General features: G+C 40.0%; 13 protein-coding genes. 4 read left to right on the top strand and 9 right to left on the bottom strand.

Annotation, left to right across the window (positions count from 1 at the left end; translation table 11 throughout):
- Window positions 1-16: 16 nt before the first annotated feature.
- Genes gspF through gspC form a run of 4 tightly spaced genes read right to left on the bottom strand, consistent with a single transcriptional unit; the run spans window position 17 to window position 5,817 of the window.
- Window positions 17-1,240 carry a type II secretion system inner membrane protein GspF gene (gene gspF / locus IE199_RS18585; protein ID WP_189773693.1) on the bottom strand — a complete coding sequence of 408 codons (1,224 nt, stop codon included), beginning with the start codon at window positions 1,238-1,240 and terminating at the stop codon, window positions 17-19.
- A gap of 5 nt (window positions 1,241-1,245) precedes the next feature.
- On the bottom strand, window positions 1,246-2,772 hold the full coding sequence (gene gspE / locus IE199_RS18580) for a type II secretion system ATPase GspE (protein ID WP_189773691.1): 1,527 nt from the start codon (window positions 2,770-2,772) through the stop codon (window positions 1,246-1,248).
- 8 nt (window positions 2,773-2,780) lie between these two features.
- Entirely contained in the window at window positions 2,781-4,865 is a 2,085-nt protein-coding gene (gene gspD / locus IE199_RS18575) for a type II secretion system secretin GspD (RefSeq protein ID WP_189773972.1), read from the bottom strand.
- Window positions 4,866-4,893: 28 nt separating this feature from the next.
- Window positions 4,894-5,817, bottom strand: coding sequence for a type II secretion system protein GspC (gspC, locus tag IE199_RS18570; protein ID WP_189773689.1), 924 nt, complete (start codon window positions 5,815-5,817; stop codon window positions 4,894-4,896).
- Window positions 5,818-6,001: 184 nt separating this feature from the next.
- Here gspC and hslR point away from each other — a divergent pair, with 184 nt between their 5' ends.
- A complete protein-coding gene (gene hslR, locus IE199_RS18565) occupies window positions 6,002-6,409 on the top strand; it encodes a ribosome-associated heat shock protein Hsp15 (RefSeq protein WP_189773687.1) in 408 nt (135 codons plus the stop codon).
- Between the two features lie 6 nt (window positions 6,410-6,415).
- Window positions 6,416-7,276: an Hsp33 family molecular chaperone HslO gene (gene hslO, locus IE199_RS18560; protein ID WP_189773970.1), complete on the top strand. Its 861-nt coding sequence runs from the start codon at window positions 6,416-6,418 to the stop codon at window positions 7,274-7,276.
- Between the two features lie 234 nt (window positions 7,277-7,510).
- Here the strand turns inward: hslO and IE199_RS18555 are convergent, their stop codons facing one another.
- Window positions 7,511-10,462 (bottom strand): TonB-dependent receptor, encoded by a 2,952-nt coding sequence (locus IE199_RS18555; protein ID WP_189773685.1) that lies wholly within the window; start codon window positions 10,460-10,462, stop codon window positions 7,511-7,513.
- 440 nt (window positions 10,463-10,902) lie between these two features.
- Between IE199_RS18555 and IE199_RS18550 the strand changes: the two genes are divergently transcribed.
- On the top strand, window positions 10,903-11,256 hold the full coding sequence (locus IE199_RS18550) for a DUF3802 family protein (RefSeq protein WP_189773683.1): 354 nt from the start codon (window positions 10,903-10,905) through the stop codon (window positions 11,254-11,256).
- A gap of 24 nt (window positions 11,257-11,280) precedes the next feature.
- On the top strand, window positions 11,281-11,691 hold the full coding sequence (locus IE199_RS18545) for an OsmC family protein (RefSeq protein ID WP_189773681.1): 411 nt from the start codon (window positions 11,281-11,283) through the stop codon (window positions 11,689-11,691).
- A 1-nt stretch (window position 11,692) separates the two neighbouring features.
- Here IE199_RS18545 and IE199_RS18540 read toward each other — a convergent pair whose 3' ends face one another.
- The 4 genes from IE199_RS18540 to rpsD all read right to left on the bottom strand — a co-directional run bounded on the left by IE199_RS18540 (window position 11,693) and on the right by rpsD (window position 14,874).
- Window positions 11,693-12,592: a phosphoribulokinase gene (locus tag IE199_RS18540; protein WP_189773679.1), complete on the bottom strand. Its 900-nt coding sequence runs from the start codon at window positions 12,590-12,592 to the stop codon at window positions 11,693-11,695.
- Window positions 12,593-12,792: 200 nt separating this feature from the next.
- Entirely contained in the window at window positions 12,793-13,200 is a 408-nt protein-coding gene (gene rplQ / locus IE199_RS18535; protein WP_189773677.1) for a 50S ribosomal protein L17, read from the bottom strand.
- Between the two features lie 39 nt (window positions 13,201-13,239).
- Entirely contained in the window at window positions 13,240-14,229 is a 990-nt protein-coding gene (locus IE199_RS18530; protein WP_189773675.1) for a DNA-directed RNA polymerase subunit alpha, read from the bottom strand.
- 24 nt (window positions 14,230-14,253) lie between these two features.
- Window positions 14,254-14,874, bottom strand: coding sequence for a 30S ribosomal protein S4 (rpsD, locus tag IE199_RS18525; protein WP_189773673.1), 621 nt, complete (start codon window positions 14,872-14,874; stop codon window positions 14,254-14,256).
- Window positions 14,875-14,879 lie beyond the last annotated feature (5 nt).

Genomic DNA, 14,879 nt, shown 5'->3' with positions numbered 1-14,879 from the left:
AACCTTGTTAATTCAATTAAATTCCAATGAGTGTATTCATTTTCAAAATAGGCTGCAAAATCGCCATGACAATGAAAAGGACAATGCCCGCCATGGTAATCATAATCGCGGGTTCAAACGCTTTTAATGATATGTTGACTAAGGCTTCAAATTCCCTGTCTTGGTTATCAGCTGAACGTCCTAACATATGTTCTAACTGACCACTTTTTTCACCACTTGCTATCATATGTAACATCATGGGCGGGAATAATTTTGTTTGTTCTAGTGCCCTACGCAAGCTTGTACCTTCACGTACTTTATCAGCAGCTTCTCTAATTTTCTGCTTCATATACACGTTACCTAGCACCTCTCCAGAAATACTCATACTTTCTAACAGTGGCACAGCGCTGGCGGTAAGTATACTCAATGTGCGTGCAAATCTTGCCGTGTTAACGCCTCGAATCACTTTACCAACACCGGGTAGTGATAAGGATTTTTCATGTACTGAAAATTTAATTTTATCTCGCTTCATTGCTTGCCAGCTGGCCACGATCGCCAGCAATATCAATATCAGCAGCATTAAGCCGTTTTGTTGTAAAAATTCACTAATGGCAATTAACAGCTGGGTCGAACCAGGTAAACTTGCACCCATATCGTCAAACTGTTCAACAACTTGAGGGACAACTGACACTAACAGCACAACAATAACACTAATAGCCACTATGGTCATAATGGCAGGATATACTAACGCTTGTACCATTTGAGACTTTAACTGCTGGCGTTGTTCCGTGTAATCGGCAAGCCTATTTAGCACTTTGTCTAAATGGCCCGATTTTTCACCCGCAGCCACCATGGCTCGAAACAGGTAATTAAACACATGAGGGAATTCCGCCATGCTCTCCGCTAGGCCATAACCTTCAGTGACTTTTGTTCTAACTGCCATCACCATGCTTTTGATTGCATCTTTATCGCATTGTTCAGCCACAGCAAGCAAAGACTCTTCTAACGGTAACCCTGACTCAACTAACGTAGCTAACTGACGTGTTAATAGCGCTAACTCACTGGCTGATACTTTTTGTCGGCCAGAGAAAAAAGTAGATGATGATTTTTGCTTACTTTTAACTAAACTCGCAGTAACTTCCGTTGGGATCAAGCCCTGTTCACGTAGAAGTGATCGCACATGCCTAGCCGTATCCCCTTCGATAACGCCTTTTTTTACTTTTCCGCGGTTATCAACCGCCTGATAATCAAATGCCGCCATGGCCGTTAGTCTTCCCTAGTCACTCTAAGTACTTCTTCTAACGTCGTCATGCCAGCAATTACTTTATCAAATCCATCTCGACGAATACTCGGGGTTGATTGGCGAATGTACTTTTCGATAGCCTGTTCACCTTTTCCATTGTGCACTAGCTCTCTCACTTTTTCGTCGACCAACAGCAATTCATGAATACCGGTTCGCCCTTTGTACCCTTTAAAGTTACATTCAACACAGCCTTTAGCCCTGAATATTTGGCAATTGTCTCCCGATGGTAACCCCAGCAGGTTCAATTCTTCCTCGTCGGCATAATGCGCTTCTTTACAGACAGGGCAAAGAGTTCGCACAAGGCGCTGGGCAAGCACACCAAGTAAACTCGACGATAACAAAAATGGCTCTACACCCATATCTTCCATACGAGTGATAGCACCCGCAGCGGTATTTGTATGCAAAGTAGATAGTACTAAGTGACCAGTTAAACTTGCTTGAACACCGATTTGAGCGGTTTCTAAGTCACGAATTTCACCTACCATAACTACATCAGGATCTTGACGTAAAATAGCACGTAAACCACGAGCAAATGTCATATCCACTTTGGTGTTAACTTGTGTTTGGCCAATGCCCTCTATGGCATATTCAATCGGGTCTTCCACCGTCAATACATTGCGTTGCTTATTATCAATTTGGCTCAAACCAGCATATAAGGTTGTTGATTTACCCGATCCTGTTGGCCCAGTCACCAAGATAATTCCATGGGGTTTATCTATCAGCTGTGAAAACTTCAATCGATTGGCATCTGTCATGCCAAGATCTTGCAAGTCTAAGCGTGCAGCGTTTTTATCTAATAAACGAAGTACCACTCGCTCGCCATGACCCGTAGGCATAGTTGAAACACGCACGTCAACCGCTCGACCAGCAATTCTCAATGAGATTCGTCCATCTTGCGGAATACGCTTTTCGGCGATATCAAGTTTTGCCATGACTTTAATACGTGAGACAAGCAATGACGCTAGCTTTCTGTTTGGTTTTAAGACTTCCCTTAATACGCCATCTACTCGGAAACGAATTTGCAACGATTGTTCGAACGTTTCAATATGAATATCTGATGCATTTTCTTTGATGGCTTCGCTCAACATAGCGTTGATCATTTTAATGATTGGCGCATCGTCTTCATTTTCGAGTAAGTCTTCAGTTTCCACTAATTCGTCAGTGATAGAATATAGATCAACCTCATTGCCGATATCTTCCATCATTTGTTTTGCTTCAGAAGAATCTCGTTGGTATGCACTAGCCAGCAACAGTTCAAATTGCTCTGGCGTACTTATTTCAATATCAAACTCGCGTTTTGCTACACGTTTAACTTCTAACAACACTTGAGGTTGCACCGACTCTAGGCAATGCAACACTAACTTGGTATCTTGCTGCTTTAAAAGTACATGATGTCGTTTTGCATAACCAAAAGGTAACCTCACTGCAGTTGATCCTGTTATAACTGCAGCCTCATCAATGTGTTGTTCGGTATTTGCTAACTCAGTCATACCACTCACTACTTGTCTTCAGCTTTTTTGGCTTTGCTGCTGTCTTTTTCTTTTAAGTAATCTTCAAAAGATGGCGGCAAGGTAAGTTCATCATTCCACTTCGGTAGTAGTGGTAGCTTCTCGTCACTCATCAGCTCTAAGCCTTGCTCTTGCTTTTTGATCTCTTCAGCTCGAATGTAGTTATACTTTTCTTTACTGATTTGATTCATTACTTGTCCATCACGAATGATGGTCGGCTTTAAAAACACCATTAAGTTACGTTTACGTTTGGTATTGCTTGTAGATTTAAATAAGTGACCCAGAATAGGTATATCACCAAGTAATGGCACTTTTTGCTCACTTTCTTGCACGTCCTCATCAATCAAGCCACCCAAAATAACGGTAGCGCCATTATCAGCCATTACCGAGGTTTTGATTTCACGTTTATTAATACCAATATCAACACCTGTTGCACCTGTCACCGAAGACACTTCTTGTTCTATGGTTAACATAACCCCTGTGCCTTCATTTACTTGTGGAGTGACTTTTAATTTAATACCCACTTCTTTGCGATCAATCGTTTGGAATGGGCTACTGTTATTACTACTCTTAGTTGAACCTGTGATGACTGGCACTTCTTGACCAACAAGGAAAGTTGCTTCTTCGTTATCCAAAGTAGTAATGCTAGGTGTGGCAAGTATATTTGAATTGGTATCTGAACTAACCGCTTGTACGATTGCCCCCCAATCATTACGAATTACCCCCGTTAGCATACCGTTTACACTACCAAGTAATTCAGCCAATAAAGTGTAATCACCTTTAACATCGTTTTGATAAAAGCCATCTTTTATTTTACGACCGTCGCTGTTGTATTCAGCTGGAACAAAATCGCCTTTTTTGGTTCTAGCCGCTTCAACACCTGCCGCGGCACCAGCAATTGGAATGGGACCATTGTTAAATTGGGTAAATCCAACGTCCTCGTGATACCACTGAACACCTAGATTGACACCATCACTTTCAAAGACCTCAACAATGATTGCTTCAACAAGTACTTGCGCTCGACGAACGTCCAACTTATGAATGACGGCCTCAAGAGAACGCAACATATCTGGCTGCGCTGTGATCACAATCGTATTTGTTTCAGCGTGGGCATTAATACTAACGTTACGGTTATTTTTACCACGTTTTGGTACAGCACCAGTTTGTTCTTCGGCTTCAATTGATTCACTAACACCAGTAAGCACTTCAACCAGATCTTCGGCTTTTGAATATTTCAGATAATAAACACGTGTATTGCCGTTAGTTTCAAGCTCTTTGTCTAGGCGATTAATTAATTTAACTACACGTTCACGGGCTTGTTTTTCACCGCTGACAATAACGCTATTGGTGCGTTCATCAGCAACTATTTTGGGGACTAAAAAATCTGGCGTGCCAGCTTTAGCTTGTCCTGACTGATTTAGCTTTTCTATGATGCGAACCATTTCACTAGCAGACGCATGTTTAAGCTTTATAATTTCTTCGAATCTGTCACCTGCGCGATCGACTCGTTTGATGATATCAGCTAAGCGATTAACTACCGCAGCGGTACCTGTCATAATAAATACGTTTGCAGGCTCGTAATGCACAGCGGTTCCGCCGCCTGCCTGATCTGACATTTGACGTAACAGTGGTGAAAGCTCTCGAACTGTAACGTTTTTAACTTCAACTACGCGCGTTACCATCTCGTCCCCTATACCAGGGTTATCATCGTCAACAAGTGGTGTCGCGGCAGATTTTGCCTGCTTGTTTCTAACAATTTTTACGATATTGTTATCCATCTCAATAGCAGAGTAGCCGTAAACTTCGAGAACATTTAAGAAAAAGTGGTAGTACTGCTGTTCGGATAACAGATCGTAACTACGAACATTCACTTTTCCTTTGACATTAGGATCAACAATCATGGTCTTTTTCAAGTTCTTACCAACAATGTTGATAAACTCAGTCATTTCAGTGCCTTTGAAATTAGGCGAATATTGCGCCTCTGCTGCGGCTTGGGCGCTAAAAAGAGCACCACTGAAAAGGCAAAAAGTTGACATGACGACGACTAGTTTTCGCCTCCAAGATGCTGCAAGCATTTTGCGCATGAAAAATTCCTTATATCTTTTATTGAATACTAAATAAAATTTCTGTCATGACTCCATTGCGATCAATTAACAATGAAATCTCTGTTTCTTCTTTAAGTGTTTGCAACGCCTGAGCTGCATCACTCGGGTTAGTTAAATCTAACCCATTCATCTGTACCGCTACATCACCTGACTTTAAGCCAGCGTTTTTGAAAAACTCAGCTTTACTGCCAGGCATTAAACGAAAACCTTTAATTTCGTCATTTTCTCTTAACGGCGAAATTTTCAGATAGTCAGCGATACTACCAGGATTTTGCACTAAATCTTCCCGTAATTGCAGGGCAGATTCGGAAAGCTCTTCATTGTCACGTTGATCAATCACCGCAGCTTCAGCTTGATGATTGCCTTGATGCTGTGGTTGACTTAACACACTTATCGTTGTTGGTTTACTGTATTTAAAACCATCAAGCATTAAAGTTTCTAAGCTACCAGACACTTTAATTAAAACGCGGTCAGCAGCTACAGACTCAAGTGTAGCTCGTGTACCCGTAATTTTTTCACCAATACCATAGGTTTCTTGTTTACCGTTATTCTCGATGATTGCCGCTGCAGTATCGGGGTCACTGCTTGCGACAGTACCCGTTAAAGTCAGTCGTAATTTTGTTTCTGGTGCATCTTGGACTTGGACTGGGGCTATTACTTTTTGTTCATTGTAAACACCAAAAAGATTAAGTCGCTGAATTGGCGAGATATCAGTTGTTCGCGGCTCTGTGCTTGATGTAACTACGGGGTTTATTTGGGTCAGCGGAGCATCAACGCTCGTTGGAATGACTAACCAAGTTAATTTCGCCGCTAAATAAGCAATGTAACACAATAATATAGCACTAATGACTTTAGCAATTTTTGCTTGAGGTAAGCCACTAACGAGTGTTTGAATTGACGAAATGTCTCTCGGAAAATGCATATTTAACGGTCACAATCTGAATATTTTTAGGTTATATTTGGCTGATGATACTGTAGCTGGCTCAAAGCAACAAGAAGTCAACACAGTTTTTAACCATTATTTACAAACAAATGTCTATAGATGGCTAACTCTAGCAAGCTATGCTAACGTTCGCGGCATTCTGTAGTGCTTATATGACAAAACGATGAAACAAGACAAAAATAGTGATTCTGCCAATAGTACCAGACTAGATAAATGGCTTTGGGCTGCACGTTTTTATAAAACACGTGCCATTGCAAAACAGATGATCGATGGCGGTAAAGTATTTTATAATGGCCAACGAACAAAGTCGGGTAAAACAGTTGCGCTGGGTGACAAAATAAAACTAAGACAGGGTTATGACGAAAAAGAGGTTATAATTATTGCGCTGGCCGATAAAAGGCGAGACGCCACTTTTGCTCAAACTTTGTATCAAGAAACAGAGCAAAGTATTAAAGCTCGAGAAGATAACGCTCTAGCCAGAAAGCAAGGTATTTTATTTAGTCCAGCTACAGATACCAAACCTGACAAAAAACAACGCAGACAAATTAGACAATTGAAAGAAAGGATATAACTTGTGATTTCCTCATCTGACCAACTAAACCGTTACCTTTTTGACAACTTACACGCACGCGGTGAGCTGGTTCAATTATCAAGTACATTTCAAAATATAGTAAAGGCACACAATTATCCTGAAGGCGTAAAAGCCCTACTAGGGGAGCTTATTACAGTAACAAGCTTATTGACTGCTACCTTAAAATTAGAAGGTGAAATTGCAGTGCAACTGCAAGGTGACGGCCCCGTTGATTACTTTGCCGTTAATGCAAACCATCAACAGGAAATTAGAGGTATTGCCAAAGTTACGCAAGCTACTAATGCTGTTGGGCTTAAAGACTTAGTGGGTAAAGGTAATATGATAATAACCATACGCCCTACCAAAGGTGAACCATACCAAGGTGTTGTAGCCCTAGAACACGACACACTTGCACAGTGCCTGTCACATTACTTTGAAGTATCAGAGCAAATCCCGACTAAATTATGGTTGTTTCACAATAAAGAGAACTCCGAAGTCGCTGGTGCTTTAGTGCAACTTTTACCAGATAGTGACGATAAAGCACAACAGTTAAACGATTTTGAGCACCTTTGCCAGTTAACTGATACCATCAAGCCAGAAGAAATATTTACTTTAGACGCTGAAACATTACTCTATCGATTGTATCACCAAGAAACAGTTAGGATTTTTGAACCACAAGCGGTAACCAATAAGTGCAGCTGTTCAAGAGACAAGTGTGAATCTGCGATTATTCATTTAGGTGAAAGCGAAATTAAAGAAATTATTACCCAAGATGGCTCGCTTAATATGACTTGTGACTATTGTTTAACAAACTACCAGTTTGACGAACAACACTTGCTTCAATTGATCAATCAAAATAAACACTAATCCGCATAAATATCTTAGGTCATTATATAAATAATCTAATGACCTTCATTTCTTTCCTATACTCCAGACTATTAGAATTCTTGTTCTAAGCTAAACAGATAACCTTTGTTGCCTGCAATTCGCCTATTTTTAAAAACAGTATTTAAGACATAAAAAAACGCCTGATGAATTACATCAGGCGTTTTGAGTCAGAGTTGTTATTGTAATCAACAATAACAATTTTAAACCCTTATCTTAGAATTTAAATCTAGCTGATAGACGAATCGAGCGTGGAGCTTGGAAGTCAGAAGCGTTCATAAATTCTGGGTTACGGTATGGTGCATCACGGTTAACATCACCAGTTTCAGTGAACTTAGTCACTTCTTGGAAGTTAAGCACGTTAAATAAGTCCATGCGGAATGTTACTTTACCGTCAGCCCAATCTGGGTTGTACATTACACCCATATCAAGGCGTTTAGTCCAAGGAGTATGACCAAAGTCACCACGCTTGCCTAACTCATGTTCACCATTTTCGTTTAAGCAGTAGAAGCTTGATGCTGAGTAGTAGTATAAGTTACCAGCATCTTCACCTAAAGCTGGATCGTCAAGTGGTACATAACCTGTACAGCTTAACGGACGACCTGATTGCAAAGTTAAGTTAGCAGAAAGTGCTATCTCATCAGTCAAGTCATACATACCAAATACTTTAAACGTATGACGACGTTCGTTTGGTAATGAACCGTATGAACCTTGTTGGAACATTGCATGGTCAAGATCTTGCGTTAAACCTGCATCATCTTGGCCTAGAGTAGAGTTTACGTAACCCTCGATGTTACCTTCACTCTTCGCCCAAGTATATGAGCCTTGCAAGAACCAGTTATCCGTTTTAGGACGCTCAAAGAAGAACTCAAGTGCTTTATAAGTACGCTTGTACTTGTCAAGACCTAAGTATTCTTTTGGTATAGTGTTTTCAGTTAAATTACCGTCGTTGTTTAAATCCATAAAGATTTTGAAATCTTTACCTGGATTCATCATCATACAGCCAGCCATTGTGCTTGTATCGAAGTTAGTATGACCGTTGTCAGCCGCCCAGTCAGCAAATGGTTGGTGAGAGCAGTAATCGTCCATACCGTCTTTAACGTCACGATATACAGCACGTAAACCTAACATCCACTCGTTAACTTCTTGTTGGTAACCTAAAATGAACTCGTCTTGGTGCATTGGGTCAAGGTCTGTAACAGAAATTACGCGTGAGTCAGGGGCTTCTTGTGAACCGCTTGATAAAATTGGCTCACCAATTTGTGTTAAACCACTTGGTGCCCAAGTTACAGGATCAATGTCTGTGTACTCGTAGTAAGTAGTAATACGGTATTCTGTACCTGATGCACGGATGTTTGTATTAGTAGCTACAGGAATATAGTAACGTCCCCAAGTACCAAATAGTTTCTTAGTAGAGTCACCATCAACATCCCAAGTAAAACCTAAACGTGGAGCATCTAGTTCATCAGCTTCTACGAAAGTGTTACCTTCACCATTTAAGTTTTCAAAAGTTTCTCTACGTAAACCTGCGTAAACTGTCCAGTTGTCGTTTACTTGCCAAGTGTCTTCAATGTAAAACGCTGTGTTTTCAGCACTGAAAGATGCTGACCCAGTTTTGTAATCCCACTTACGAACTACATAACCATTTGGCGTTGGATCAAGACCTAAGTCTGCTGCATTGAAGTAACGCCAGTAAGCATCACCTGTGTATACAGTACCAGCGCTACCTGAGATATACTCTTCTTTGTCATAACCAATACGAATGTTATGGTCACCAATAACGTAATCTAACGTAAAGCGGTATGTTTCGCGCTCGTCAGTGTTAGGGCCAAAGTTTGGATCACGTATTGTTACTTGAGCAGTGTTCCAACAACCTTGATATTCTACTTGGCCGGCACTTGCTGTAAAACGGCTATCGAATACTCGAGGACACTCTGCACCTGGGAGTGCTTCTGGGTTTCTGATATCTTCACTTTCTAACTTACCGTAAAGTGCAGAAACGGTTAAATCATCAGTTAAGAAACCAGTGTATTTAACGATATCAACTGTACCGCCACTTTTTTCTGTGTATTCAGCTTCAACGTCACCATGTTTACCAACGAAGAATACATCGTCAGCATTTTTATAGTCTACAACATCTTTATCTGATTCGTTATTAATATGGGTATATTCTAATAAGTGATCATCAGTAATGTTCCAGTCAACTTTGACCATATACTGAGGTGAATCAATTTCTTCTTTAGTACTTGTAGTACGGCCGTAAGCTTCCGCTTCATATTTTTGTCCTTCAACCATACCAAAAATAAATAAGGTATCTTCGATAATTGGACCGCCACCGTAGATATTATATTTAGTATCAGACGACTTGTTGTATGATCTGAATCTATGGTATCTGTGTGCGTAATCTAATTCAGGATCACGGCTTACAACGTTTTTCTGATCTTCTTTTAAACTACCAGGAGTAGTATAGATAGCACCACCAAATTTCCATTCGTTAGTACCGCGCTTAGTTACAAGGTTTACGATACCACCTAGTGAACGGCCAAATTCTGCACCGTAACCACCAGTTTTAACTTGTTGCTGTGCAATTGCATCGTATGGTAAATCTGCGAATGAGATAAGTTTACGTAAATCAGTTACGTCAAAACCGTTGATGTAATAACCGTTTTCAGCAACTGAAGAGCCACCAAAAGATGCTAAGTTACCAAACGCGCTATCACCTTGTGTTGTACCTGGTGCTAATAAAGCTACACTTGTTACGTCAAGGTTTACAGGAAGAGTTTCTAATTGCTCAGCTGTAAATACAGTTGTTGATTCAACAGACGTAGTATCGATAGCAGTCATACGACCACCTGTAACTTCGATACGCTCAACACTACTATCTAAGAACGCTTGTTGATTTGTACCGATAGTAACGGTTAAGTCGATTGAGTTACCGTCACTGCTAACTTTGTACTTACCAACTGGTAACGATTTAAGGTTGAACTTACCGTCTTCGCCAGCAGTTACTGTACGTCTTAAACCTGTATCTTGGTTAACAACTGTTACAGTTGCACCAGCTTTTGCTGAACCGTAAATACCACCTGAAGAGTTATCGGCAGCGTATGCTGTTGACGTAGCCATAACTACCGCCAATGCTAACGCTGAACGTTTTAAATTTATCATCATTGTTTTCTCTCTGGACTAAGAATATTTTTGCAATTCTTTTTATATTAATTTTAAGCGTTTGTTACAGTTTGTAACACCTGCGCAATTATTCTTGCGCGAATAAACATTAATTTCAACCTGTTTTTTTATTATTCAATAAAAGTTCAATTTTTTTAAAATATTTTTTATATTGTTGTTTTTATTCATTTTTATAACATACAAGTCATTTGCCAGTGCTTTATCAGCATGAAAAATGTACTTTTTATTATACAGTTCGTCAAATTTTTGATCGAAACTTCATTTACATTTCGGCCTTTGTGTTTCCATTTGTAACACACGAGAAACATTTATGTAACAATGTTAACCGGCAGGTGAAGTAATATTTTAGGACAGAGGAAATTAATATTGATTATTAGACGTTTCAAAGCATAATATAAAAGTATTGGCATAGAGGGGGGAACATGGTTACTGACTCAGACGGTTATGTTCAAATCATCGAGTATCTTACCGAACATTTAAGTTTGTTTGAAAACTGTGAGGGTGCAAACATTAACTCTCCTTCTGTAATGGAAGTAATAGAGCAAGAGTTAAGTGAACAAATTATTCTTGTTTGTAGTCAAAACGAAAAGCTCAGCTTCAATCAAAGAAATACCATAATTCGCGAGGTAGATGCCATTGTGTACGACCTCGAAGAAATTCTGTCTGGTGTAGTTAATAATCCCGTTACCTCAGAACAAGAGTCATTTCTAAAAGAATTCTCATTATTAATCAAAAATATGTTTGATACTGAAATCCATTCCGGTGTTTTCAGTTAGACTTACATTCCCTTCGGAGAAAAAATGAAAGCAGAAGTAAAATGGATCGGCGAAGAGATGTTCGCTGGTATATCTGAGAGTGGTCATACTATAGTTTTAGATGCTAATGGCGGTAAGTTAGCACCAAGTCCACTAGAAAACGTATTGTTATCCTTAGGCGGCTGCTCTTCTGTAGATGTAGTGAGTATTTTGCAAAAAGCACGTCAGGGTATTGATGGTTGCGTTGTCGAAATAAATGGAACGCGCATAGATACAGTACCTAAGTTATTTTCAGACATTCACCTGCACTTTAAAATTACCGGAAAAAACGTCGCAGAAAAACATGTAGAGCGTGCAGTAGCTTTGTCTGCAGACAAATACTGTTCTGTTGCTTTGATGCTAAACAAAGCAGTCAATATTACTCACGACTTTTCGATAATTGAATCTACAAAATAAATTAAAGATCACTCATCCAATCGAGCTGCTTATTAGCTTCATGCTTTTTCTGTATTAGCTCTTGGATGAGTGGTGTTAATATCAATTCCATTGCAAACCCCATTTTTCCTCCAGGAACAACCAAAGTGTTCACGCGAGACATAAATGATCCGGCGATCATTCTAAGGTAATAAGGAAAGTCGACTTGATTTGACTCTCTAAATCTTATGACGACAAAACTTTCATCCAAAGAAGGGATTGCTTTAGCGCTAAATGGGTTTGAAGTATCTACTGTAGGGACACGTTGGAAGTTAATGTGTGTTCGCGAAAATTGTGGGGTTATAAACGCAATATAGTCTTCCATACTGCGCACTATACTTGCGGTGACGGCTTCTCGACTATGGCCACGCTGGTTGGTATCTCGAATAATCTTTTGAATCCACTCTAAGTTCACGATAGGTACCATTCCGATCAGTAGATCTACATGTTGAGCAACATTTATATTGTCTGTTACAACTCCACCGTGAAGACCTTCATAGAATAATAAATCAGTTCCCTCACCAAGATCTTCCCAGGGGGTAAATGTACCAGGCATTTGATTATAAGGAACAGCCTCATCAAATGTATGCAAATACCTCCTAATTTTACCCTTTCCCGTTTCAGAGTAATCTTTGAATAGCCTTTCTAAGGACACAAAGTCGTTTGCTTGATCGCCAAAATAGCTGATACTACGACCATCTTGCTTGGCTTTTCGCTTTTCAAAATCCATTTCTTGTCTGGAAAAACGATGAAAACTATCACCTTCAACTTTCGCCGATTTAATACTTAATGATCTGAAAATATGCTCGAAAGACTCAGATGTAGTTGACGTTCCAGCGCCAGAAGAACCTGTTACAGCAATTATCGGGTTTCTTGAAGACATAATTTTTACAATGAATTTGCGATGTATAAAGTTATACGGATTGGAGTCATTAACGTCAAGGAATATAACTTTAAGCTAAAACCTAGATTAGGAATTAACTTGTAAGCGAATAACGAACATCATTTTAACGACAAAGTTAGAAAAGAGTAGATACAAAAAAGGCGAGGTATAACCTCGCCTTTTTATGAATAAAGCTTTAATTAAGCTTCAGTACTTGCTTCTTCAGTCGCTTCAACAGCTTCTTCAACTGCTGGACGATCTACAAGCTCAACGTATGCCATTGGCGCTTTGTCACCTGTACGGTAACCGCACTTAAGAATACGTGTGTAACCACCTGGACGCTCTGAATAGCGAGGGCCAAGTTCGTTGAAAAGTAAACCTACAACTTCTTGGTTACGAGTACGAGCAAACGCTAAACGACGGTTTGCTACACTGTCGGTTTTGGCCAATGTAATTAGTGGCTCAACAACGCGACGTAATTCTTTTGCTTTAGCTACAGTTGTTTTAATAACACCGTGCTTAACTAAAGAACTTGCCATATTGCGGAACATCGCCTGGCGATGACTGCTATTACGGTTTAACTGGCGACCGCTTTTACGATGACGCATAAGTTAATCCTTATCTCAACTAAAAAAATGATGACCGACTTAGTCGTTATCAGCGATGCTTTCAGGTGGCCAGTTTTCTAGGCGCATACCTAGAGATAAGCCACGAGACGCTAACACGTCTTTGATTTCCGTTAGAGACTTCTTACCTAAGTTAGGAGTTTTAAGAAGCTCAACTTCTGCACGCTGTACTAAATCACCAATGTATTGAATCGCTTCTGCTTTTAAGCAGTTCGCAGAACGAACAGTAAGCTCGAGGTCATCAACTGGACGAAGTAAAATTGGGTCGAATAGAGGCTTCTCTTCTTTCTGTTCAACTTCTGTTACATCGCGTAATTCAACAAATGCATCTAACTGTTCAGCTAGAATGGTTGACGCGCGACGGATTGCTTCTTCTGGATCTAACGTACCGTTAGTTTCCATGTCGATGATTAATTTATCTAAATCTGTGCGTTGTTCAACACGCGCAGAATCAACATCATAAGCAATACGTACAACAGGGCTGAATGAAGCATCTACTAATAGACGACCAATTGCACGATCTTCATCTTCGGCTTCGCGACGAGTTGAAGCTGGAACGTAGCCACGACCTAACTCAACTTTGATGCGCATACTGATAGAACCGTCACCAGTTAAGTGACAAATTACATGATCTGGGTTTGCAATAGATACATCACCATCATGTTGAATATCAGCTGCCGTAACAGGGCCTTCACCTGACTTAGTTAAGGTAAGAACTGCTTCAGTTTTGCCTTCTAAACCTATTGCTAGTCCTTTAAGGTTTAACAGTATTTCGATGATGTCTTCTTGAACACCTTCTTTACTACTGTATTCATGTAATACGCCATCAATTTCAACTTCAGTTACGGCACAACCCGGCATTGAAGATAATAAAATGCGACGTAAGGCATTACCTAAAGTGTGACCAAAACCACGCTCTAGTGGCTCCAAAGTAACTTTAGAGCGAGTTGGGCTAACAGTTTCAATGTCAACCATACGTGGTCTTAGAAATTCGGTTACAGAACCCTGCATTATGTCCTCTCTTAAAGTTCAGCTTTACTTAGAGTAAAGTTCTACTATCAACTGTTCATTAATTTCAGCAGATAAATCTGAACGATCAGGAATACGCTTGAATACGCCTTCCATTTTCTTATTATCTACTTCAACCCAGACTGGCTTCTCACGTTGCTCAGCTAACTCTAAAGCAGCAACGATACGCGCTTGAGTTTTAGCTTTTTCACGTACAGAAACTACGTCTTCAGCTTTAACAGTGAAAGATGGAATATTTACAACTTTACCATTAACTACGATTGCTTTGTGGCTAACAAGCTGACGAGCTTCAGCACGAGTGCTTGCAAAACCCATACGATAAACAACGTTATCTAATCGCTTTTCTAAAAGTTGTAACAAGTTTTCACCTGTATTACCTTTTAAGCGCGCAGCTTCTTTGTAGTAGTTACGGAATTGTTTTTCTAGAACGCCGTAAATACGACGTACTTTTTGCTTCTCACGAAGCTGAACACCATAGTCAGACAAACGACCGCGACGTGCGCCGTGTTGACCAGGGATCATTTCGAATTTACATTTAGTGTCAATCGCTCTAACACCGCTCTTAAGGAACAAGTCTGTACCTTCGCGGCGGCTAAGCTTTAGTTTTGGACCTAAATATCTTGCCATTTTCT

Origin of the sequence: Thalassotalea marina (genome assembly GCF_014656435.1) — a bacterium.
GTDB lineage: Bacteria > Pseudomonadota > Gammaproteobacteria > Enterobacterales > Alteromonadaceae > Thalassotalea_C > Thalassotalea_C marina.
This window is presented reverse-complemented; position numbering and strand designations above follow the sequence as displayed.

What these genes read in the sequence shown, in the direction of transcription:
- gspF (WP_189773693.1), bottom strand. Translation starts at nt 1,240, where the DNA reads ATGGCGGCATTTGATTATCAGGCGGTTGATAACCGCGGAAAAGTAAAA.
- gspE (WP_189773691.1), bottom strand. Translation starts at nt 2,772, where the DNA reads ATGACTGAGTTAGCAAATACCGAACAACACATTGATGAGGCTGCAGTT.
- gspD (WP_189773972.1), bottom strand. Translation starts at nt 4,865, where the DNA reads ATGCTTGCAGCATCTTGGAGGCGAAAACTAGTCGTCGTCATGTCAACT.
- gspC (WP_189773689.1), bottom strand. Translation starts at nt 5,817, where the DNA reads ATGCATTTTCCGAGAGACATTTCGTCAATTCAAACACTCGTTAGTGGC.
- hslR (WP_189773687.1), top strand. Translation starts at nt 6,002, where the DNA reads ATGAAACAAGACAAAAATAGTGATTCTGCCAATAGTACCAGACTAGAT.
- IE199_RS18555 (WP_189773685.1), bottom strand. Translation starts at nt 10,462, where the DNA reads ATGATGATAAATTTAAAACGTTCAGCGTTAGCATTGGCGGTAGTTATG.
- IE199_RS18550 (WP_189773683.1), top strand. Translation starts at nt 10,903, where the DNA reads ATGGTTACTGACTCAGACGGTTATGTTCAAATCATCGAGTATCTTACC.
- IE199_RS18545 (WP_189773681.1), top strand. Translation starts at nt 11,281, where the DNA reads ATGAAAGCAGAAGTAAAATGGATCGGCGAAGAGATGTTCGCTGGTATA.
- IE199_RS18540 (WP_189773679.1), bottom strand. Translation starts at nt 12,592, where the DNA reads ATGTCTTCAAGAAACCCGATAATTGCTGTAACAGGTTCTTCTGGCGCT.
- rplQ (WP_189773677.1), bottom strand. Translation starts at nt 13,200, where the DNA reads ATGCGTCATCGTAAAAGCGGTCGCCAGTTAAACCGTAATAGCAGTCAT.
- IE199_RS18530 (WP_189773675.1), bottom strand. Translation starts at nt 14,229, where the DNA reads ATGCAGGGTTCTGTAACCGAATTTCTAAGACCACGTATGGTTGACATT.
- rpsD (WP_189773673.1), bottom strand. Translation starts at nt 14,874, where the DNA reads ATGGCAAGATATTTAGGTCCAAAACTAAAGCTTAGCCGCCGCGAAGGT.